This window comes from Burkholderia aenigmatica, from assembly GCF_048627025.1.
GTDB lineage: Bacteria > Pseudomonadota > Gammaproteobacteria > Burkholderiales > Burkholderiaceae > Burkholderia > Burkholderia aenigmatica.
Map to the genome: position 1 here is coordinate 994,751 of NZ_CP184470.1, position 21,450 is coordinate 1,016,200.

General features: G+C 60.7%; 15 protein-coding genes and 2 pseudogenes. 7 read left to right on the plus strand and 10 right to left on the minus strand.

What is annotated here, in order from left to right; genetic code table 11:
- Window positions 1-7 precede the first annotated feature (7 nt).
- The 3 genes from ACN8ZM_RS36835 to ACN8ZM_RS36845 all read left to right on the plus strand — a co-directional run bounded on the left by ACN8ZM_RS36835 (window position 8) and on the right by ACN8ZM_RS36845 (window position 2,237).
- The gene (locus ACN8ZM_RS36835; RefSeq protein WP_420212912.1) at window positions 8-1,207 is read left to right on the plus strand and encodes a porin; all 1,200 of its coding nucleotides are present in this window, start codon (window positions 8-10) and stop codon (window positions 1,205-1,207) included.
- Between the two features lie 105 nt (window positions 1,208-1,312).
- A complete protein-coding gene (locus tag ACN8ZM_RS36840; protein WP_420212913.1) occupies window positions 1,313-2,089 on the plus strand; it encodes a hypothetical protein in 777 nt (258 codons plus the stop codon).
- Window positions 1,977-2,237, plus strand: a complete 261-nt coding sequence (locus tag ACN8ZM_RS36845) for a PAAR domain-containing protein (RefSeq protein WP_420212914.1) — start codon at window positions 1,977-1,979, stop codon at window positions 2,235-2,237. Before ACN8ZM_RS36840 ends, ACN8ZM_RS36845 begins: the two co-directional genes overlap by 113 nt.
- Before the next feature lie 990 nt (window positions 2,238-3,227).
- Here ACN8ZM_RS36845 and ACN8ZM_RS36850 read toward each other — a convergent pair.
- From ACN8ZM_RS36850 to ACN8ZM_RS36865, 4 genes are all read right to left on the minus strand, one after another.
- Window positions 3,228-3,869 carry a TetR/AcrR family transcriptional regulator gene (locus tag ACN8ZM_RS36850; protein ID WP_420212915.1) on the minus strand — a complete coding sequence of 214 codons (642 nt, stop codon included), beginning with the start codon at window positions 3,867-3,869 and terminating at the stop codon, window positions 3,228-3,230.
- Window positions 3,870-3,963: 94 nt separating this feature from the next.
- Window positions 3,964-4,572, minus strand: coding sequence for a VOC family protein (locus ACN8ZM_RS36855; protein ID WP_420212916.1), 609 nt, complete (start codon window positions 4,570-4,572; stop codon window positions 3,964-3,966).
- Between the two features lie 45 nt (window positions 4,573-4,617).
- Window positions 4,618-5,487, minus strand: a complete 870-nt coding sequence (locus ACN8ZM_RS36860; RefSeq protein WP_420212917.1) for a fumarylacetoacetate hydrolase family protein — start codon at window positions 5,485-5,487, stop codon at window positions 4,618-4,620.
- 43 nt (window positions 5,488-5,530) lie between these two features.
- Window positions 5,531-7,333, minus strand: coding sequence for an FAD-dependent oxidoreductase (locus tag ACN8ZM_RS36865; protein ID WP_420212918.1), 1,803 nt, complete (start codon window positions 7,331-7,333; stop codon window positions 5,531-5,533).
- Window positions 7,334-7,540: 207 nt separating this feature from the next.
- On the opposite strand from ACN8ZM_RS36865, the gene ACN8ZM_RS36870 reads away from it, so the two are divergent.
- The 3 genes from ACN8ZM_RS36870 (at window position 7,541) to ACN8ZM_RS36880 (ending at window position 11,647) form a co-directional block, all read left to right on the plus strand.
- Window positions 7,541-9,547, plus strand: coding sequence for an acetoacetate--CoA ligase (locus ACN8ZM_RS36870; RefSeq protein ID WP_420212919.1), 2,007 nt, complete (start codon window positions 7,541-7,543; stop codon window positions 9,545-9,547).
- Window positions 9,548-9,554: 7 nt separating this feature from the next.
- On the plus strand, window positions 9,555-10,418 hold the full coding sequence (locus tag ACN8ZM_RS36875; RefSeq protein WP_420212920.1) for an amidohydrolase family protein: 864 nt from the start codon (window positions 9,555-9,557) through the stop codon (window positions 10,416-10,418).
- 134 nt (window positions 10,419-10,552) lie between these two features.
- Window positions 10,553-11,647: a porin gene (locus ACN8ZM_RS36880; RefSeq protein WP_420212921.1), complete on the plus strand. Its 1,095-nt coding sequence runs from the start codon at window positions 10,553-10,555 to the stop codon at window positions 11,645-11,647.
- A gap of 788 nt (window positions 11,648-12,435) precedes the next feature.
- Here ACN8ZM_RS36880 and ACN8ZM_RS36885 read toward each other — a convergent pair.
- From ACN8ZM_RS36885 to ACN8ZM_RS36895, 3 genes and pseudogenes are all read right to left on the minus strand, one after another.
- Entirely contained in the window at window positions 12,436-13,671 is a 1,236-nt protein-coding gene (locus tag ACN8ZM_RS36885; protein WP_089454178.1) for a right-handed parallel beta-helix repeat-containing protein, read from the minus strand.
- A 399-nt stretch (window positions 13,672-14,070) separates the two neighbouring features.
- Window positions 14,071-15,171 (minus strand): annotated as a pseudogene (locus ACN8ZM_RS36890) (IS3 family transposase).
- A 44-nt stretch (window positions 15,172-15,215) separates the two neighbouring features.
- Window positions 15,216-15,604: pseudogene (locus ACN8ZM_RS36895) on the minus strand (transposase); the annotation flags it as partial.
- A 249-nt stretch (window positions 15,605-15,853) separates the two neighbouring features.
- Here ACN8ZM_RS36895 and ACN8ZM_RS36900 point away from each other — a divergent pair.
- Window positions 15,854-16,789, plus strand: a complete 936-nt coding sequence (locus ACN8ZM_RS36900) for a helix-turn-helix domain-containing protein (protein WP_420212922.1) — start codon at window positions 15,854-15,856, stop codon at window positions 16,787-16,789.
- On the opposite strand, the gene ACN8ZM_RS36905 is transcribed toward ACN8ZM_RS36900, so the two are convergent.
- From ACN8ZM_RS36905 to ACN8ZM_RS36915, 3 genes are all read right to left on the minus strand, one after another.
- Entirely contained in the window at window positions 16,752-18,275 is a 1,524-nt protein-coding gene (locus ACN8ZM_RS36905; RefSeq protein ID WP_420212923.1) for a hypothetical protein, read from the minus strand. The two genes, ACN8ZM_RS36900 and ACN8ZM_RS36905, sit on opposite strands and share 38 nt — an antisense overlap.
- Before the next feature lie 51 nt (window positions 18,276-18,326).
- Window positions 18,327-19,640: a DUF6765 family protein gene (locus tag ACN8ZM_RS36910; protein WP_420212924.1), complete on the minus strand. Its 1,314-nt coding sequence runs from the start codon at window positions 19,638-19,640 to the stop codon at window positions 18,327-18,329.
- Window positions 19,641-19,740: 100 nt separating this feature from the next.
- Window positions 19,741-21,387 carry an LVIVD repeat-containing protein gene (locus tag ACN8ZM_RS36915; RefSeq protein WP_420212925.1) on the minus strand — a complete coding sequence of 549 codons (1,647 nt, stop codon included), beginning with the start codon at window positions 21,385-21,387 and terminating at the stop codon, window positions 19,741-19,743.
- Window positions 21,388-21,450 lie beyond the last annotated feature (63 nt).

Sequence of the window (21,450 nt, forward strand, 5' to 3'; positions counted from 1 at the left end):
TCCGGTCATGGCCGACCGGGTCGATCGCGCGCCGCAGCCATCTGTAGCAGAAGCCGGTGTCCGGCCGGGCAATCCGCCAGGCCCGATGTCGATAAATTCCGGCCCTGCCGCCGTCCTGCTTTTGCTGTTCGGAAATCCACCGAGACTGCTGATTTCAACAGGCGTCAATTTTTCGATGAAACGATTCGTACAACTACTTTTAATGTCGACTCCTGGCCTTGCAATGGCTCAAAGTTCCGTCACCCTGTACGGGCTTGTCGACACGGGGATTCAATATCTCACCAATGCGGATAGCGCAGGGCATCGATCGATCGGGATGGCACCGAGCGCGTATTTGCCATCGCGTTTCGGCTTCAGAGGCGTCGAAGACCTCGGAGGCGGCGTGAAAGCGGTGTTCCAGCTCGAGAATGGCTTCAATTCGGCGACCGGATCGATGGTCGTGGCCAACACGCTCTTCAATCGCCAGGCGTGGGTGGGCGTTGACGGCAGCGTCGGGAAGTTGACGTTCGGACGCCAGTACAGCGTGCAGTTCGACAGAGGGATCTACTACGACCCGACTTTTTTCGCGGCCTATTCGGCCCTGTCACTCAATGCCATTCCGCTGGCGACGATCCGCGTGAACAATTCGGCGAAGTTCACGTCGAGCCGTTTCGCGGGTTTCACTACCGAAGCCATGTACGGTTTCGGCCAGCAGGAACCGGGCAATGCGCTGGCCGGGCGATATATCGGTGCCGCACTCGAATATACGGTCAATCGCTTCACGGCGACTGCGACGTACGAGCAGGCTCGCGGCACGGTGACGGAGACGGGCGATCTGTCGTCGCGCGTCGACAACCGCTACGCATTCGCCGCACGGTACAACGCAGCGAAATTCGCGGTGATGGCCAATGTCACCCGGGTCACGGGCGACCTGCAACTCACGCCTCGCGGCACCGTATATTGGCTCGCCGGCAACGCGTTCGTTACCCCTTTCCTGCAGGTGTACGCGATCGGTGGCCGTTACGACTACCAGGGGTGCGACGCGCACCCGATGATCTTCGTCGCGGGAACACTCTACTCGCTCTCGAAGCGCACGATGCTGTATGCGAACGTCGGTACCGCCCGAAACAATGGTGGCAGTTCACTCGGCCTGAACAACTACGCGTCCGTCGGCCAGCCCGGCCACAGCCAACTCGGTGTTGCGGTCGGTATCGATCAAAAATTCTGAGGAAATTCCTCAGACCAGCGGCGCTCGAAAGCGCCGCCTTTCTCGCCCCCGTTCCTTTGTGTCGTCGCCGGGCAATTCGACGATGAGCCTCAGACGCAGTACGACGTGATCAAATTGTGGAACTACTTCTGGGACCAGCAGGATCAGTATCGAAAAGAACATCGCAACGAAATGCCGTGGGACTACTGGCAATCAAAACTACCGGAGTTCGGGAAGACCACACTGTTGAAAGTGCCCGAACGGTTCAAGCCGAATCCACGGGTGCCTGTGCCGCGGAAAAACTGGCAACTGAACGAGTACGATGATTGGCCGGTACTGGCATATCTGCATCGTCCGGTGCGCGTCGACCTGAGCGACGGCCACGGCGAACCGCTGAAGAAAAGCGAGCGCATCGAGAAGATCAAAACGGGCTGGCAGGAGGTACTGCAAACCGTTGCACCCGAGAATCAACCCAGTCGGATGTTTTACGACACGGGTGCGTCGTCGAGCCAGCTCCCGCTGATGGTGCAGTCACTGCACGACAACCCGCAGCATATCGATTTAGACGATCCAAAAGACGCATTCGATATGCAGCGTCGCATTGGCGGCGATACGGGCACCCGCTCCACGTGGGTCCAGCTTGCGTTGGCTTTGATGATGAATAACCAGGATGGCAAAACCAGCACGCTTGTGAATCTACGCGATCCGCTACACGCCACGATCGTGATGCTGAGCCCCCCGGACGCGGCAGCCCGGCAGGCCATCCTCAGGACTTCAGTTGGGCTTTCTGATGAGCGAAAAACCTTATGTCCTAGAAGGCGATGGGCACGGTCATGGCGGCCGTGTTCTGTCGGGCGCACCGCATTCGCGAATCAAGGGCCGAGCAATCGCCCGACTGCATGATCCTGCGATCTGCGAGATTCACGGGCCGACGACAATCGTGATGGGGTCGGGGCACGGCCGCTTCGATGGTCAGCCGGCCGCATGCGACGGCGACGAACTGGCCTGCGGGGCGAAACTGATTGCGAGTCAATCGAGCACCGGCGGCTAACACTAAACCCGCTCGGTAAAGCGCGCCGGGCACGACGCCAGGTTGATGCACTCGGTCCAACAACAATTCTGGACTGCTTGCCGTGTGAGGCACCCTCACCTATACCGTACTCGTTGCGGCGCCAGAGGTCATCATGATCGTCCCGTCGTTGATGCCACGCTTGTTTTGTACAGCCTTCGAGCGTGCCGGCGCGATCCACGACGGCGAGGTGTTGGTCGATGCTCGTCGGACTTCGAAAATTCGCGGAATGCTGACCTCGTTTTATGGAGTGGATCCCGGCCCCTACGAAATTGCTCTCGCGACAGTGGCCACCGACGTTTTCTCCCGTGTAAACACACGCGTCTGCTTCCTCGAACGGGGCGATGCGCTCGACAGGCTGTTTGCGGATAGAGGCGTAATTGACGCACGGGGCAAGCACGGATGGGTGCGCCGCTCCGCGACCGATCCAGATCGTTTTGCGCCAGCCCGATTCGTTGTCGAAGCCGCGGCCATCTGCCCATTGGACACGTATCGCTGCACTTTCCGGATTCAGGATTTTCACGAAACGGCCTACTGCAGTGAACGCCTAATGGCAGTGCTGCTCGTTCGGCCTGCTTGCGGGAAAGCTCGCCGTTGCCCAGCGGTCAAAGCACGGACGCAACCTTCGCCGCTCGAGCGGCCCGCTCTTCGATCTAATCCATATGGACTCCTACTCATCCACGCGACACATGCGCTAGCATGTATTAAAGAACACGTGCAACGTGCTAGCGACGTTAGAGAACATCGGCATGGCTTCTATTGTAGGAATGCAACGACTAATCAGCCGCAAGCAACTTTAGAAAAATCATTTAACTCCGGGGCCCTTCCGCAAATTTATGCTAGCAACGTTACTGAACGCGGCTAGCGTTAATACCGAACACTTACATCTGGCGTTGTCTGTCAATCGCCAATTATCTAGTAGTGCGATGTAATTGGTAAGCGAGACGGTCTTCAAAACCGGTCCCGCGGAAACTACTTCATATCAAACGGAAGATGGGCCACCCGATGTGCATCTTCCAGACTCATCCCCATGGCCCGCAGCGTCAATTCGGCGACATCTTCTCCAAACCGCGCTGGCGTCTTTTCCGACAACACAGCCTGAATCGCCATCGCAAGCGCTCCCATGCCGATCACCACAGCAACCTGTACAGACGGCACTGTGAAAAGACCCAGCTTCACGCCCGCCCGCACGTCGGCCAGCACGCCGCGCTGCATGCCCTTGCTCCATCCTGCCTGGGCGCCCGGCATTGCCCGTACGAGAATCCAGCCCCACTCGGGCCGCTCCCGGCACAGCCGCACGAACTGGCGGCAAGCCACCGCGATGCGCTGCGCCGGATCCGTCACGCCCTCGATGACCAGATTGATGCGGTCGTCGATTGCATCGGCAACATGGCTGCCCAATGCATGGAACAAGTCACTCTTGGTGGGAAAGTGGTTGTAGAACGTCCCCTTCGCCACGCCCGCGGCGGCAATGAAGTCATCGAGCATCGGCTCATCCGCGCCCCGCTCCCGAACGACCTGGAACGCAGTTTCTATAATGCCGTTGCGCGTTTTCTCGCGCCGCTGGCGGCCGATTTCCAGCCGTCTTTCCTGATCCAGTGTGGCCCTCACCATTCTTGCCTCTCGCATGCTGACGTGGTGCAAGTGTAGCGCAGCAGGCGTGGCCGGGTTGACCCTCATAGGATATTGGAACCGCTCACATTGCCCATCAATTGCGAATCATGTCCCACGGCGTCGTGCCGGCAGGAAGCTCTTCGCGCACCGCGAGCTTGCTCGCGGGTTCCCCGGAAAGCAGGCGCGCAATCCAGTTTTCCGGGTCAAAAATCACCCCGATCGGATTCTCCTCATAGCTGCCCGCCGCGAAAAACGCGTCGATTTCCTCATTCGTCATGTTGTCGACCTGGAGTTCGACGCGGTGGCCGTCCGGATCGCGGTAATACATCGACGTCGTCGGACCGTGATTCACGCACCAGAACGGCTCGATGCCCGCGCTACGCAAACGCAGATAGGTGCCAAACAGCTCGCCAAGATCCCGATACGTGAACGAATAGTGATGAATCGAGCGAGTCGGGCCGACCGGTTCGGGCTGCATTCCCTCGGCGCGAATGAATCCGATGCGATGGTGCTCGTCGTCATAGCGCATGAAGCAGAGGCTTGCGTTTTCGAACGCAACCGTTGCATTGAGCACCGTTGCATACCAGTCGCGCATCGCGTCGATCCGGTCGGTCAGGCAGATCACGTGCGCAAGCTTGTACGGCGACAGCCGCGCCGCATGGGCTTCGAGCGATGCGGGGGTTTCGGTGACTTTCGTTTCCATGTTCTTTTCCTGTCAATACGAATAACGCAGCGAATAACGCTGCAGTTAGCGCGGTTCCGCGCACACTCGGTTCTCGATCGCGCCGATTTTCTCCACTTCAACGCGCACGACATCGCCCTCCTTCAGGTACGCCGGCGGATTACGCAAGCCACCCACACCGGCGGGCGAACCGAGCGAAAGCACATCGCCAGTTTCCAGCGTGCAGCGCTGCGACAGATCGCTAACCAGCTCGGCCACGTTGAAGATCATCTCGGCGGTCGAGCCTTGCTGGCGCAGCTCGCCATTCACCCAGGTGCGAATCATCAGCGCGCCCGGATCGCCAACCTCATCCGGCGTCACGAGATACGGGCCGAACGGGCCATGCGTGTCGAACGACTTGCCGATCGTCGAAGTCGGCGCGCGCATTTGCCAGTCGCGAATGCTCACGTCGTTGCAGACCACGTACCCTGCGATCACGCCAGGCGCCTCATCAACGGAAACACGCCGGCAACGCTTGCCGATCACGAGGCCGATCTCGCCTTCGTAGTCGAGTTCCTGAGAATCGAACGGCGCATAGATCGGATCGAACGGACCGTTCACGCAGGTCACCTGCTTGTTGAACCAGATCGGGTACTTCGGCTCTTTGAAGCCGAGGTGACGGACTTCGTCGATATGCGACATGAAGTTTCCGCCTACGCCCAGGAACTTGCTCGGCTTGAGCACCGGCGCGAGAACGTGGACGGAGGCCGGATCGATGAACGCGCTAGCCACGGCCACGCATTCGCGCGCGTGGGCGATGGCATCGACGCCGCCATGCAGAATCTCGACGATTTCGGTAGGCGCGCCCGGCAGCATGGCGGTCAAGTCGACGATGCCCGCGTCTGTCATTGCGCCGGTACGTTGATCGCCGTTGCGGCGGTAGTTGAGCAGTTTCATATCTGAGAGTCTTGTGAGTGTTTAAGTGATTCCGGAGGCCTGCCTAGCGGGCCAGCACAGCACGCACGACGCGTTCGAGTTCGCGAGCCGGATCGCTCGCGAGCCCGGCGCTACGCCATGCAACCACCTTGTCGGGACGCACGAGCAGGCAACCGTCGTCGCCCGTTTCGCGCAGCGCGTGCCAGGCGTTTTCGACATCGCGGTATTCGAGGCCGGTACCAATTTCAACCACGTCGACCGTCAAGCCCGTCGCCGCTGAAACCAGCGCCGCCGCGGCACGCCAGCCAGCGCCCGCGTGTCCGACCAGCAACGTAAAGCGGCCGCTGCCGCACGCGTCGAGCGTGGACATGCGCCTGCGGTCGGCCTGGCGTTCGATCCATGCATGCGGCAGATGGGAACCGGCGCGCGCGCGCGGCACGTAGTGGAGTTCGCCGTCGATGCCGCTGCTTTTGATCGCCGTATCGCGCTCGCCGTCCTCGTCTGCCTGCTCGGCGGCCAGCGCGCCGGCCGGATAGCGTGTGCCGAGTTCGGTGCCATGCGCGGCAAAGTGATAGCGCTGCAGCGCCAGCGCAGCCGATAGCGCATCCCGCCGTTGCACGCCCTCGCCCGTTGGCGCGGCGAGACCCTCCCACGCGCGCCAGCCTTCATCCGCTGTCTGCCCTGGGCGGAAACCAAGCGCCTTGGCGACCTCCACGAAGTAGTCGATGTTCTGCATCGAGCGGGCCACGACCTTGCGCGCAACCGGCAAGCGCTCCGTCTCATAGCTGTCGAGCAGCGCAGCGCCCGCCTCGCCCTTGAGCACGGCGGCCAGCTTCCACGCAAGGTTGTAGGCATCCTGCATCGATGTGTTCGAGCCCAGCCCGCCCGATGGCGGATGACGATGGACCGCGTCGCCCGCGAGAAAAACCCGGCCCACCCGCATACGGTCGGCAACGAGCGCATTCATCTGCCACGGACTCGCAGCCAGCACCTCGACCTCCAGCGCCGAGTCGCCCACCAGCGTGCGCACCCGCTCGACGAGCGCCTCGGGAGAAAGGTCCGGCATACCCTGCGCCGGGTCGTACATGAACGACATCACCCACTCGTTCCACGGCCGCACGTTGATGAAGCCGCCGCTGCCCACCCAGAAGTCGAGTCCCGGACGATTGGTCCAGTAGAGAATGCCGGGACGGTAAGCGCAGTATTTCGTGAGATCGGCCTTGAACCAGACGTTGACGGCCGCGGCCCAGCCCTCCTGGCCCTCGTGCTTCACGCCCAACGTCTCCGCCACGCGACTGCGTGCGCCATCGGCGCCAATCACGTATTTCGCACGAACCTGATAACGGCGACCATCCAAGCGATCTTCGATCGTTGCGGTCACACCGTTCTCGTCCTGAACCAGATCCACGAACTCGTGCTGCCAGCGGATCGACGCGCCGCGCTCAAGCGCCGCGCGCGCCATGATGGGCTCGAGCAGGCACTGGGCGATGTTCGAAGACTCGCACGGACTCGCGCGGCGATAGTCGTCCTGCCGCTCGGCCATATAGGTCTGAATGCGCGCGAACTCGACGCCAGCCAGCGTTTCCGTCCAGACCACATTGCGCGCCAGATCGGGCGCCATGCCGGTGGCCATCACCTCGTCTTCGAGCTTGAGCTCGCGCAGGATTTCGATCGCTCGCTGGTTCTGGTAGTGCGCCCGTGGCGTGTTGGCGGTCCAGCCATAGCGATTGACCGTCAACGCCTCGATTCCGTATTGCTTGAGCAACAGGGTCGCAGCCAGGCCGGCTGGCCCCGCGCCCACGATCAAAACCGGCACTTCATGTACTGCCTCAGTCATCGCGTTCTCGCTGTTCCGTTCGTTTGCCATGCGCGCCGCCTCGGTCCGGCCCCAACAGGCCCGACCGGAGCGTTCGCCTCGATGGAGCGTATTAAATACGAAATGCACTTTTAGTCCAAATTGGTATTTACACTCATTTCTGTTCGGTGGGGTGCGTCCGTATGCTTCAGGACAACGCGGGGACCGACGTCATTCGAAACGGTCCGCGCGGTGCCCTTTTCATCCTGGTACTCATGTATGGACGCAAACACCTCATCCCTGTCCGAAGGCGACCTGATGTGGTCGCCCTCGGCGCAACAGCAAGCCGCAACGCGGCTGGCTGACTACATGCAATGGCTGGTTCGCAGCGGTCGCGACGATTTCGGCGACTACGCGTCGCTGTGGAACTGGTCGGTCAGCGACATCGAGTCGTTCTGGCGATCCATCTGGGACTATTTCGATGTGGACGCGGATGGGAGCATCGAACCTGTGCTCGGCAAGGTGTCGATGCCTGGCGCGCAATGGTTTCCAAACACGCGACTGAACTACGCGGAGCACATGTTCCGCGGACGCAATCCCACGGACACAGCCCTCATCGCGCGTTCCGAGAACGAACCCCTGCGCATGATCTCGTGGGCAACGCTCGCGGCGGAAACGGCCCGCATGGCCGAGCTGCTATTGATGAGTGGCGTGAAAGTGGGCGACCGTGTCGCCGCCTACATGCCGAATCGTGAGCAAACCGTGATCGCCTTTCTGGCCTGCGCAAGCCTCGGCGCGATCTGGTCGGGATGCTCGCCGGACATGGGACTGTCCGTCGTGCTTGACCGGTTTCGCCAGATCGAGCCCACCGTCCTGTTCGCCGTAGACAGCTACAGCTACAACGGCAACGTCCACGACCGCGCCGAAATGGTCGAGCAGATCCTGGGCAGTCTGCCGAGCGTGCGCCGCGTAATCCACGTTGAAGGCCCGCTTGCCGCGCAGCGCCCGGTTGGCTGGCGCGACCGCCTGCCGTGGCCTCGCGATCCCGCACCCGCCTCCACGCCGCACTTCGAACGCGTGCCTTTTGCGCATCCGCTCTGGATCGTCTATTCGTCCGGCACGACTGGCCTGCCAAAGCCGATCGTGCACGGACACGGCGGCGTCCTGCTCACGCACTACAAGTCGCTCGGCCTCCAGCACGACGTTCGGGTTGGCGACCGCATGCTGTTCCTCGGCAGTACCGGATGGATCGTCTGGAATACGCAGATCGGCGCGCTGCTGGCCGGCGCCGCCATCGTGCTGTACGACGGCAATCCGAACTGGCCATCCGCTAACGCGCTGTGGCAAAGCATCGACGAACTCGGCGTCACCCAGTTCGGCTGCGGCGCCGCCTATCTGACCGGTTGCATGAAGGCAGGCCTCGAGCCCGCGAAACTCGGCCGCTTCGAAGCGCTGCGCCTGATTAACTCGACCGGCTCGCCGCTCCCGCTCGACGCCTTCCGCTGGGTCTACGGTTCCATCAAGCAGGATCTCTGGCTGGGCTCGATCAGCGGCGGCACCGACATCGCATCGGGCCTCGTCGCGTGTAGCCCGCTGCTGCCCGTGCGGGCTGGGGAAATTCAGTGCGCGGAACTCGGTGTAGCCGCTTACGCCTACGACGACCACGCCCGGCCCGTCGTGGGCGAAGTTGGCGAACTCGTGGTGACGAAGCCAATGCCTTCGATGCCCATATTCTTCTGGAACGACACCGACGGCACACGCTACCGCGACAGCTACTTCGATCTGTTTGAAGGAATCTGGCGCCACGGCGACTGGATCCGGTTCACACCCGAAGGCGGCTGCGTCATTTACGGCCGCTCGGACACAACCATCAACCGCTACGGAATCCGCATGGGTACGGCGGAAATCTATACCGTGGTCGAAGAGTTGCCCGAGGTGCAGAACAGCCTCGTTGTTGACCTCGAATATCTGGGCCGCCCTTCGTTCATGCCCTTGTTCGTCGTGCTCACACCGGGCGTCTCGCTCGACGACGCGTTGCGCGCGCGCATTGTCGCGGCAATCCGCACCCGCGCATCGGCCCGCCACGTGCCGGACGCGATCGTGCAGGTCAACGAGATTCCCTACACGCTCACCGGCAAAAAAATGGAACTGCCCGTGCGCAAGCTCCTGCTCGGCGCCAATCCGGAAAAGGCCGTCAAGGCCGGAACCATGAGCAATCCGGGCAGCCTCGACTTCTTCCTCGGTTACGCGGCCGGACGTCTGTCCGCGCTCGGCACCCACCACTGAACTTCACATGAATCCCTCCGAACTCGTCGCCATCGACATCCACACGCATGCGGAAGTCTCGTGCCGCAACCCCTTCGACAACTACGCCGAAGAATACGACCACGCCGCCGATAAGTACTTCGGCTCAAATCGGCGACCTACGATCGACGAAACCGTTGCCTACTACCGCGAGCGAAAACTCGGTCTGGTGATGTTTACCGTGGACAGTGAGAGCCAGATCGGCCGCCGCCGCATTCCCAACGAGGAAATCTGCGAAGCGGCGCAGAAAAACAGCGACATGATGATCGCTTTCGCGAGCATCGACCCTCACAAGGGCAAGATGGGCGCACGCGAGGCGCGCCGCCTGATCGAGGAATGCGGCGTAAAGGGCTTCAAATTCCATCCAACGGTGCAAGGCTTCCTGCCTTACGACCGCATGGCCTGGCCGCTCTACGAAGTCATAGCGGAATACAAACTGCCCGCGATCTTTCACAGCGGCCACTCGGGCATAGGCAGCGGCATGCGTTGCGGCGGCGGATTGCGCCTGCAGAACTCGAACCCGATGTTGCTAGAAGACGTGGCAATCGACTTCCCCGATATGGAAATCGTGATCGCCCACCCGAGCTGGCCATGGCAGGACGAGGCGCTAAGCCTCGCACTGCACAAGCCCAACATCTGGATCGATCTTTCCGGTTGGAGTCCGAAATACTTTCCGACGCAGCTCGTGCAATACGCGAACACGCTGCTGAAGGATCGCATGTTGTTCGGCAGCGACTATCCGCTCATCACGCCCGAGCGATGGATGCGGGATTTCGAGGTCGCGGGGTTCAAGGATGAGGTCAAGCCTTTGATCCTGAAAGAAAACGCAATGAGGCTCCTGAAACTCAAATAACTATCGTGCCCAGGAACCCTCAGTGAGGAGACGCCCGATAACCGTTGACGCGGTTGTCGGGCCCAACGCAGTACCGGCCGTGGCCGGAAAAATAACGAAACGCCAAGACGAAGCAGTCGATTGAGGAGACAACAATGTGCATTACCCGTTCCGTACCGGCGGCCGTAGCCCTGCTGTTTGCAACCTGCGCGCATGCCCAGAGCAGCGTGACGTTGAGCGGCATGATCGACGCCGGTGTCACCTACGTCAGCAATCAGGGCGGACATTCGAATTACCGCTTCGACGACGGGATCGGCTTTCCGAATCTGTTCAGTCTCAGCGGGCGTGAGGATCTCGGCGGCGGCAGCGCGGCGATATTCAAGCTCGAAAACCAGTTCATGCTCGGCACCGGTTCGTTTATCCCTCAGCAAAGCCTGTTCTCGCGCGAAGCTTTCGTTGGTCTCGACTCGAACACGCTGGGCCGACTGACCTTCGGGCGGCAATATGACTTCATGGTCGATTCGCTCTTTTCGGGAATGAATGATGGCGCGTCGATGTTCGGCGCCGGCCTCTACGATTTCCGTGCTGGCCCGTTCAACAAACTCGCCATACCGGAGAATCCGACGGGCGCGATGGACTGGGACCGGATGAGCGGCGACATGGCCATCTCCAATGCAATCAAGTACAGCTCACCGGTTTACGGTGGATTCTCGGGCGGCGTGCTCTACAGCTTCGGCGGCGTGCCCGGTTCCATCGGCACGAACAGCGCGGTCAGCGTGGGGCTGAACTACGCACACGGGGCTTTTGGCGCCAACGCGGCCTATACGAACCAGAAGTACCTCGTTGGCGGCATCAGCACCAGCGTACGCAACTGGGGTGTCGGCGCGCACTACGATGCCGGCCCGTTCACGACCACGGTGCTGTTCACCACGGTGCATAACAGCATCAACAACGGCAGTGTCTGGGGCGCGCAGCTCGCCGAGGTCTGGCACATCAGCCCGTTCCTGTTCCTGTGTGGTTCGTGGCTTTACATGAACGGCAACGCCACGGTCGACAACAACCACGCCAACCAGTTCTCGGCCGCGCTCACCTACGCGCTCTCCAAGCGCACGCTCGCTTATGTCTCGGCCGTCTGGCAACGGGCGAACGCCGACGCGCAGGCTCAGGTCAACGGGATGGTCGGCCCGGACGGCATGTCGAGCGGACCCAACCAGGTGCTTGCCCGGGTTGGCCTCAAGACGATGTTCTAGTCGATTGCGCAGCTACAGGATCTGAGATCTATTCATACTTATTAAGTATGCCGAATAGTTATGGATTTACGCGTCTACCTGTAAATCGCGACGCCTCAGAACTACTTTCTAAATCCCATCCGCATGGCGACCGAGGTATCGCGTCGCCACGGCCCGCCTGGCGTTCGTTCAGCACGTGCGTGTATATGCCTATTTTTAGCGGCCTGATAACATCCGACGCAGAACCCGATTACATCGGTCGTTACGGGGCCAAATTCGCTGAGAATATCGCCGGGCGTAAGCCCATAAAATCGGCGAGGTAGCGCTGTCCGTTGAGCTGCACGTCACCCAGCCGCTCACAAAATGATTGGACGGCGGGATCCGTTTCGATGAGCAGCCACGGTTCGGGCGCTCCACGTTGAAACAGCGTCAGTCGGCGATCGAGTTTGAGGCTGAAGGCGTCCAGCCGGGGTGCGCCGCGCGGGAGCGGCGTCGCAACCGGCGCATCGCGTGCCGGGAATCGTCCATAAGGTCAAGGCCTTACGGTCGGGCTTCGAAGCCTATGATGCGAGTTGACGACATTATTTTGGCAAGACCGTCGATAAAGTCGTCAACTCAGGGTCCGGATGCCTCGATCGGCGGGGATTCTGGAGTGACAGATTTAATTTGTTCTCCGGCTGATCAGCCAGTCGCCATTGAGCCCGTCGACCCAGTGCGAATAGCACCGGCCCATGAACGTCGGATGCCAGTGCAACGCCTCGCCGCGCGCACGCGGCGCATCGCGCAGCCGCGCGCCCCGCGTCGCGATGTCAGTGCGCCTGCGCGGTGGCCGCCGCGTTGCGCGGCTGCCGCAACGCATCGCGCACCACCGGCATGCGCGAGACGTTCGCGCCGGTGATGTCGAGCGTCGCGCTCGACACGCAGCCCGTTGGCGTCAACGCCCGACCATCGAGCGTATTGGCCGCGCAGACGATCTGGCTCGGTGCGCAGCTGGGTGCCTGTATCAGGTCGAGCGCCGCGCCGCCGATCGACGTGAGCGTGTTGCGTTCGATGCGGAACTGGCACACGTTGCCGAGCGCGCGGACGCCGGAGTACCGGACGCTGGACAACCGGTTGTCCAGCACGGCGACACGGGTGACCTTGCCGGAGTGGGTGTTCAGGTCGATGCCGGCCATGCCGGTTTCCGGCCGGGGGTTGCCGGGATTGGGCAAGGAGATGTCGGAGATCGTGTTGTTCGACACCACGACGTTGTTCGCGCCGTAGGTGTTGTACCCGTCCTCCTGGCCGACCAGGATGCCGGCTGCCTTCTCCACGCCGCGCACCGTGTTGCCGGTGATGGTCACGTCCGCGCCGCCGACCACCGTGATGCCGCGCCCCCAGTAGTTGCCGGACACGTTGTTGTTCCGGATCAGCACGTTGCTGCTGATCGCGCCGTCGGGGATGTAGCTGACGACCGCGATCAGGTCGTCGCCGGTGCCGGTCACCGTGTTGTCCTGCACCAGCACGTTGCGCGAGCCGTAGGTGGTGTGGATGCCGTCCGCGAGCGTGTCGCGCACGTCGTTGCCGACCAGCGCGACGTCCTTGCCGCCGAACACGAACAGCCCGGCGCTACTGCCGCCGCGCACCGAGACGTCGAGCACCTGCACGCCGATGCCGGTGATCTCGACCTTGGTGGACTCGGGCGTCGTCAGCCGGGTCGTGCCGGTGCCGACCAGCGTCACGCCGACGAGCGTCGAGTTCTTGCCGCTCATCACGATGGTCTGGTCCTCGCTGCGGGTGGCGCTGAGGGTCGCGCCATAGCCGGAAATCACGACCTGCGGATTCTTCACGGTCAGCGAGCGGCTCACCGCGTACTGCCCGGGCGCGAGCACGAGCCGCTGGCCGGGCTGCAGCGCGTCGAACGCCTGTTGCAGCGCATCGGACTGGTCGCTGCCATTGGCAGCCGGATAGACCGTGACGTCGGGGGGCGCGGCGCGCGCGATCTGGAATGACGCGGCGCACAGCGCGGCGATAGATACGGCGGCGATTCGGAATGATCGATTCATATCGGATCTCTTATTGGGTGTGAAGTTGGGTGAAGCGTAATGACGTTATAGGTCGTGAACCTGATGCGTCAGCGCGTCAGGTCACATTAATGGAATCAAGGTGAAGATAATGATGGCGCGCAGAAAAATAACGATGCGGTGAGATCGCAGTGTGGTACTAGAAAATGCGCGCGCGGATTAATGGATTGCGAAGCCATGAGGGTTGGGCCGCAAGTGGTTTTATCTCCCTCCGACACAACCGGGCGACCGTCGAACGTCATGCCCAGGTTCTTGACGTTGACGATGGGGTACCGTCAGTGCTTAATGCTCAGTGCATCGCCAATTCGTGTCTCACAGCAGCAGCATATTGGTCGATAATCGCCGTCATTGCGGTGACCTGAGGCGGAATTTTGTGACCAATCAGGCAGTGAGTCTCGCGTCGATATTATCGGAATCCAGCGAGGCTCGACGGACCGTGGCAGGAGGTTAATAGCGATGCGCGCTATGGGGCCGACGCTCGTTGTAAAACTGTCGCCAGCGTTCGATGAGTACCTTGGCCTCGGCCCGGCTGCGGAACCATTCGCGATTCAGCAATTGGTCGCACAGCTTGCCGTTGAAGCGCTCGACGAATCCGTTTTGCCACGGGCTGCCGGGCGCGATGAAGGCCGGGCCGATTGCAGCATCTCTCAGCCAGCGCATGACCTTGGCGGCGGTAAATTCGGCATCGTTGTCCAACCGCACAAACGCAGGCTTGCCGTACAGGTGCATCAGTCGCGAACAGCGTCAGGATCACATCCTGCGAACGCAGGCTGGCGCCGATCTCGATCTCCAGGCACTCGCGGGTGTATTCATCGATCACGCAAAGCATCTTTAACGCTCGCCCATCCACCAACTGGTCGTGCACAAAGTCGTCGCTCCAGACCGAATTGGGCTGGGTGGCGCCAGGCAGGCGTATGTCGTTGCCGCAACGACGTCGGCGAGGGCGCCGCCGCGGAATGTTGAGCTGCAAGGCTCGCCACATTCGTCGCACACGCGATTCGCCCAGCGCCAGCCAAGCCGACATCCATCGGTAGCCGAAGCGCGGCACCTCCTGCGCAGCCGCAATCAGTTGCTCGCCCAGACGCCGATCTTTCTCCGGTTGCTTGAGCGTATAGGTCGCCACCCGGCGACTCAGTCCCAGGTAGCAACATGTCTTGCGTCGAGATAGCCCCCGCCGAGTCAGGATTTCCAGCGCCTCGCGCCGGCCCGTCGGGGTGCTCATTTTGTTCGACTGAATTCCTTCAGGCCGTCGATCACCAGCATCTGCTCGGCGATCAGGCGCTTAAGCCGATCGTTCTCCGACTCCAATTCCTTGAGCCGACGCGCGTCGGCCACATCCATGCCGCCGAACTTGTTGCGCCAACGATAGAACGTCTGTTCCGAGATGTTGTGGCGCTTGCATAGATCCTTCACCGGTTCATCCCGACTCTCGGCCTCGCGCAAGATGCGGATGATCTGCTCGTCGGCAAATCGCTTCTTCATCGAGTTCTCCTTGTCTCTATGATGCCCGACACGCCGAGAACTTAACAAACCAGTTTCACTGGTCGTCTATATGAACGTCCTCCGGCAGCGAGGGCGAGTGCGCTATCCATTTTTTTGCCCGGCCGTACTCAACTGCTTCTCGGAGAATCTCGTTCTCCATGGTCTTCTTGCCGAGCATCCGTTGCAGTTCGCGAATCTGCTTGAGCGCATCGGCCAGCTCCGATGCCGGAACCACTTCCTCCCCAGCCTTGACCGCCGACAGGCTCCCATCCTGGTACAGCTTGCGCCAGTGGAACAGCTGGTTCGGGTTCACGCCGTGCTGGCGCGCGACCATCGAGACCGACTTCCCCGGCTCGAAACTCTCGCGAACCATTGCCAGCTTCTGCTCCGCCGTCCAGCGCCGCCGACGCTCCGGGCCCGTCAACACTTCCATCACTTCCTGCCTGGTGTTAGTCAAAAACACGGTCTTATGCCTACCCGCTAGTTTAAGTGAGAGGCTATGTCCGGTGTTTCAGGGGGCTGCTCCACCGACTTTCAGTAACGCAAATGTCGGCCTGGACGCTAATCACGGAGGAGGTAAGAACCGCGTAAGAATGGATGCCTACAGTCATGTGAATACGTGAAGCGCAGTGATCATAGGTAGGTCACATCCGGAAAACGTATATCGAACCCAGGGGGGCGAATGGCAAGCCAGACGACGATGCGAGGTTTCTGCAAGGTAGCTCCCGAGGGAAACCTCGCGAGCTGCCAGACGCCTGATACGTGGAAGCGGCGTTCCGTTGCGCCCTCACTCTCCCCCATCGCGATCGAACACTACTTCGCTGGCGACTCCGAACTCATCGATATGGAGACGACCGGAGCGATATTTACCATTTACCTGACGCCGCAGGTCAAAGCCGAGCTTCGAATGGAGGGTAGAGGGTGGACCACGATACACCTTCGAACGCCGCTGACGTTCGTCGCACCCGGATTTTCTTTTTCTGGCCGATGGTCAACGCCGATCGAATGGTCTAACGTTCACTTTAATCAATCATGGTTAGCCAAATCAGGTCTGCAAACGAATGGGCGACTTGGCACTTCTGCGCTCCGGTATGACCTAAGCGACGATCTCCTCATACAGATGGTGCGAGCGATCCACGAGGACGCGCTTGCGGGAATGCCGCTTGGCCCGATGTACGCGGAAGCATTGGGTGCAGCAGCTCTGCGTCGAATGGCGTACCTAGAATCGCGCCAGCGGCCGAAAGAGTACGCACATGCGCCCATGATGCAAAGGGCTGTCGAGTATATTCAAGGCCATTTTCGAGACGAATTGACACTGCTGACGATTGCCAATGCAGTGGACTATCCAGGTGATCTGTATTCGTTCATACGAAGCTTCAAGAAGGCAAACGGGCTGACGCCGTACCAGTACATCATCGAGATCCGCCTGCAAGCGGCACGCAACCTGATCACCAGCGGGCAATGCAGCATCACGAAAGCTGCGCTCGCTAGTGGTTTCGCGACACCCAGTCAATTCTCAGCGACATTCCGCAAACGGTGGGGCGTATCACCTTCCGAACTCAGACCGGGTTCCGCGGTCCTCACGCTAGCGGAAGCGACAGAATCCACAGGCCGCTGACTGTCAAGGCAATCGTCAATACCAGCAGTGGCAGCTCGCTGACTACTGAGCTTTCGACATGATTCCTAACGACAATGGCGTGGGTGACATACACACTCAGCAGATGTCCGACGAGAATCAGCAGCACTTGAGCGTGCCAAATGTAGCCCATGTTGATAAGCGATTGGGCTGGCGTGGTATCGCTTAACGCGGGCAGCGCCGGTAGCAGATGCCAACCAAGTCCAAGCGGATCGGAGACGAGTACAAGCACTTGCCGCGCCTGCCCCAGAAAGAGCGTGAAGTAATGGCAGACGTTGTAGAACAGTGCAATGGGCAACAGTGCGAGGCAAAACTGCTGCGCGATCGCCTTACCGTTCAATGACGTGCGCGCACTGGTCGCCTGAAGCGTACAGAACAGTCGAAACAGAACGTAATACGCCACGCCGATGGCAGCGAAAGTCAGCCATTGCCAGACTAGAAGCACTTCGCCGGACAACGCATAGTTTTTCCCAAGCGCCGGAATATAGCGAACGATGTGTGGGTAGATACTTCCCCAGAAAAATCGATTCCATGGGGCCGTGTCTCGCAAACCATCGTAGGCCGTCGACGAAAGCATGAACGAGAGGAAGGCCACTATGCTCATGTGCAGGGGCGGTTCACTCGCGATGTCAGCAATCGGGTTTCTCAGTTGGATGGCAGCGTCACCGTTTGAAATCGAACGCCATCCAAACGGAGAGAGCTTTGCGCACAGGCGATACAGGATACCCAGCATGTCAAAGTGCGTGAGCCACACGCCCCGGCCGAAGCAAAACGCCCCTGCCAGCGCATACGCGATGTACGAGAGCAGAAACACGCTGACGTCTCTCGGCCTGCCGGCGCCGAATAATTCCAATGCGACGAGCGCGACATACGGTACCAATGCCGGATACGCGGCGAGCGATCGGGGATAGCGATACCGCCCTGTTTCGATGGCAGGGAAATGCCGCGCCGCGATTCGTAATAGACAGGCCACCGGATTGGCGAAAGCGTAGACGTCTCCAAGCACGGCGCTCACATAGATTGCCCCCAGATAAAACCAGATCCAGAAACCCGACATGCTGATGTTCTGAAACGGATTCGGAGTTCCGGCCAAGCCGGCGACGATCAACAGCGCGAGAAAGAGTACGCTGGCGATCTGGCCGGCCTTGAGCGCTGTCGCCGGTATCCGCAACGCCTTCGACTCCGCGTTCTGCTGCACGTCCGGCCGTGACTCGCCAATAGGTATCCGTGCGCCGGCGAACGCCAGGATCATGAAAGAGATGATGAGCGTTCCGGCGGCTGCGTAGGCATATAGCCACAGCGGAACCGGCAGGTAGTACGGGACGTTCCAGGCGTGCGCCTCGGCCCATGTCGGCACGCACGAGGCTGTCAATACAAGTCCGAACGCCGCTAGGCCTTTTGTATGTAACGCATGAAGGCGTGTGCGGCACTGTCCTTGCATCGCGCCGCGTTCGATATCTACTGGCATTTCAAGGTCTTCCGTCTTTCGTTTTTCGTCTCCTGCGTTCTGCTGTTCTGCTCAGTAGTCCGCGGATGAGATTAACCCGGTGATCTTCCAGGTCGATCCGTTTGGCTTTTCGGCGAGCACGCCAATGGTGTCGTAGGGCGAATCGAGCAGCTTGATCAGCGCAACGGCTCGTTTGTTGCCGTCGACCGCGTCCGGCAGCGCGAACACTAGGAAAGGAAGAATCGGAGACGGTTTGTCCCCTTCCAAGATAAGCGGCAGCACAGCGTCATCCAACGACTTGAACACCTCGAACGAGGCGCGCTGGCGAAGCGGTGACGACGCACCGTGTGCGGATCGCGGCTGCGCTTCAAGGGCAAGGTAGCTTCCGTGATCCCTCAATCGCCAGCCGATTAGTTGATCTACTAGGGCGTCGTCGGGCCGATGGTTGCGCGCGGTGGCAAGTGCGGACAACCAGCGCTTGTCGACCGGCGACGTGGTGACCCAATCGCTGAAGAAGCCCGTGTAGAAATCGATGAGCGCCTTGTCTACACCATATTGCGCTGCCGGCGCCATGGGTTTTGGAATATCGCGACGGCCTTTCCAACGTGCCGCCTTCCAGGCAGGGCCGTCGGGCAGGCTGGTTCCGTCGAGAAACGAGGTGTCGGCGACGTCATGCTCGGCAAACCAATCTGCTTTTGCCCGCTTCGTGTGCGCGCTAGTAAAGCCTGCGATTGCGGGTTTTACCTGCTCCCAAGTCAACGCAGTCCGGTGCACGCCATTGACGCTCGGATACTTCAGTATCTGCGCGTACGTGGCCTTCGCCATAGCTTCCACGTCGGCGGGCCAACGCGAGGTCAAGTCCGTAGCATGGCTTTGTGGCGTGCCACGGTCAAGCGGCGCAGCCATGGCCAGATTTGCGTCGCACAAGATGCCGTAGCGGCTCCAATCCGGTACGGATGGCGTGCCCTGATGCGCCCAAGAATCCTGCAGCGCATGGAGTGACCGCCCGAACTCGCCGAGCATGAACGCGGCTTTGCCTCCATTGGCATGCTTGAGCGCAGCCTCAACCGCGGATTGCGAGGCTGGCCCACCGGGCACGACCATGCGGATTTTTGCGATTGAGGGTATTTTGCCTTCGCTCGGATAGCGCCGCGCCTGGTTGTCTGCGGCGTCGGGCGCGTAGCGCGACAGACACGCAAACTGCAACGGGGATGTCATGTATTCGATCGATCCTGCATCGAGGCGCTGATTCGCAATCGCAATCGCCTCTGCTTCGCGCGGCGCGAACCCTGCATTCTTTGCCAGCCAGTATGTCAGCCCGAAGTGCACGTCGGACTCGAAGGCATGACATGTCAGTGGAACGGCAAGTGCGGCGAGTAATGCCAACGTGGAAAGTTTCAGACGTCGAGGTGCGTCAGGCTGCATAGTGGCTGTCTTAGTTTTGCCCCCGTCGGGCCGTGACACGACGGGGCGCGGTTGTGATGTTTCAATTGCCGATCTCAATCGCCTTCGTACTTTCGGGGAATGGCCACGTGCCGTTCTCGAACGCCATGACGAGGAGGCCGTTGTTCTGGCATGCCGTGGTAAGTAGGTGTCGGTCAAAGTCGAAATCGAGGCGCGATGCACACCAGTCCGGACCGCCGGCACGATATTGCCCAAACATGAGTTGCCCGGACCCGGCACCCGGAGATTTCACGGCCGGAGGGTTGTAGTACGCGATTTCCTTAGGCTTCGACGGATCCCGAATATCGAAGACGCGCACACCAGAATTAAAGTAGCTGCACGCGAGCGCGGTAGCGTTCTCCCGGTTGTCCACGCTGCAGTAGTGCGAGCCGTAGGTAAAGGTGGACAGACCCACGACATCCGGGAGGACCTTGCTGCAGTTCTCGACGGCGTGCGTCTCCAACCGTGTCTCGGACACGAGCCTGGGCGCGGCTTCATTAGACATGTCGTAGATATGGGCCAACGGGAACGGCGTCATGCTTGCATTGCAGGCAGCCTTCACACCAGCGGCGCTCGGATCCTGGATGCCACCAGACCCGCCCTCGTCGACTTCAACCAGGTACGGCTTGCCGGCAACGGTGAACGGAATCGTATGCTGCGCGGCACTGCCGTCTCGAACCGGCACCGTTGCGATGCGATGCATCTGCGCATTGGGGCGCCGGCTTTGGATTTCGCTGGTATCAATGACGAAGAAGCCGTTGTCGCCGGTGGCGTTCGGGTCATTCAGCGGGGGCGCCGTACTGCCTGCCGCTGTCCCAACGTTCCCGGCACTGATGAAGTACGCGCGGGTGCCGTCTTGGCTCACCGACAATCCATGCGGAAGTGTTCCCAGCCCGAGATTCGCCATGTTGATGGAGGAGATCAGCTTCGGGTGCGTCGGCACTGTCAAATCCACTGCGTAGTAGGCCTTGGAGTAGAACCCACCGATGTAGTACGTGAAGCCATCCGGGGAAAAACCACCTTCGTGACCCAACGGCGCGCTGGTGGGAACGATGCCGCCGTCGGTTCCCGTACCAACGGGTACGCTCGCAAGAAGCTGGGGCGCTGTGCAATCCGAAGAGATGTCGTACAGGTCGATCTCGGGACCACCGCCACCACCAAGTCCGTTATCTGCCGCGAGGATCCCGCGCGCGACGTTGACCCGCAACGACTCCCATGGATCGATCATCGCGGTGGACGTCAATGAGCTGACCCGTACCGGGTGTGCCGGGTCGGTGATATTGATCACCGGCACCCCCGGATTCACGCGTGGTGGGGCGCTGGGATTATTGAGCATCGGACTCGCACCCATCGTCGCGTGATAGAAGCAGGTCTGTCCCTTCTTGTCGGTGTAAGTGGCAGCAGACCACGACGCCCCTTCCCCCTGAAGCTGACCGACAAGCTTCAGGTTGCAGCTGAATCCGGCAAAGCCGGCCTGACGCATGGCAGCCGGCACCTGACCTTGCAGTGCGGTCTCGGGCTTGTCACTTGCGCCACAGCTTGGCGGGCGTGGAACGACGTAGTCCGCAATGGAAACGGTTGGGGGCGCACTGGGCGTGGCCGCCACCGGGTCATCGGACCCGCCACCGCAGCCAGTGAGCGTGAGTGAGCTGAGCGATATCGCAATCGCCCATGCTTGGTAACGTCTCATGCATGTCTCCTAGGAGTCGTTGCTCCATTTCGTTGTCGTAGTAAAAGCGCTTGGCACTTTGCT

What these genes read in the sequence shown, in the direction of transcription:
- ACN8ZM_RS36835 (WP_420212912.1), top strand. Translation starts at nt 8, where the DNA reads ATGGCCGACCGGGTCGATCGCGCGCCGCAGCCATCTGTAGCAGAAGCC.
- ACN8ZM_RS36845 (WP_420212914.1), top strand. Translation starts at nt 1,977, where the DNA reads ATGAGCGAAAAACCTTATGTCCTAGAAGGCGATGGGCACGGTCATGGC.
- ACN8ZM_RS36850 (WP_420212915.1), bottom strand. Translation starts at nt 3,869, where the DNA reads ATGGTGAGGGCCACACTGGATCAGGAAAGACGGCTGGAAATCGGCCGC.
- ACN8ZM_RS36855 (WP_420212916.1), bottom strand. Translation starts at nt 4,572, where the DNA reads ATGGAAACGAAAGTCACCGAAACCCCCGCATCGCTCGAAGCCCATGCG.
- ACN8ZM_RS36860 (WP_420212917.1), bottom strand. Translation starts at nt 5,487, where the DNA reads ATGAAACTGCTCAACTACCGCCGCAACGGCGATCAACGTACCGGCGCA.
- ACN8ZM_RS36865 (WP_420212918.1), bottom strand. Translation starts at nt 7,333, where the DNA reads ATGGCAAACGAACGGAACAGCGAGAACGCGATGACTGAGGCAGTACAT.
- ACN8ZM_RS36870 (WP_420212919.1), top strand. Translation starts at nt 7,541, where the DNA reads ATGGACGCAAACACCTCATCCCTGTCCGAAGGCGACCTGATGTGGTCG.
- ACN8ZM_RS36875 (WP_420212920.1), top strand. Translation starts at nt 9,555, where the DNA reads ATGAATCCCTCCGAACTCGTCGCCATCGACATCCACACGCATGCGGAA.
- ACN8ZM_RS36880 (WP_420212921.1), top strand. Translation starts at nt 10,553, where the DNA reads ATGTGCATTACCCGTTCCGTACCGGCGGCCGTAGCCCTGCTGTTTGCA.
- ACN8ZM_RS36885 (WP_089454178.1), bottom strand. Translation starts at nt 13,671, where the DNA reads ATGAATCGATCATTCCGAATCGCCGCCGTATCTATCGCCGCGCTGTGC.
- ACN8ZM_RS36900 (WP_420212922.1), top strand. Translation starts at nt 15,854, where the DNA reads ATGGCAAGCCAGACGACGATGCGAGGTTTCTGCAAGGTAGCTCCCGAG.
- ACN8ZM_RS36905 (WP_420212923.1), bottom strand. Translation starts at nt 18,275, where the DNA reads ATGCCAGTAGATATCGAACGCGGCGCGATGCAAGGACAGTGCCGCACA.
- ACN8ZM_RS36915 (WP_420212925.1), bottom strand. Translation starts at nt 21,387, where the DNA reads ATGAGACGTTACCAAGCATGGGCGATTGCGATATCGCTCAGCTCACTC.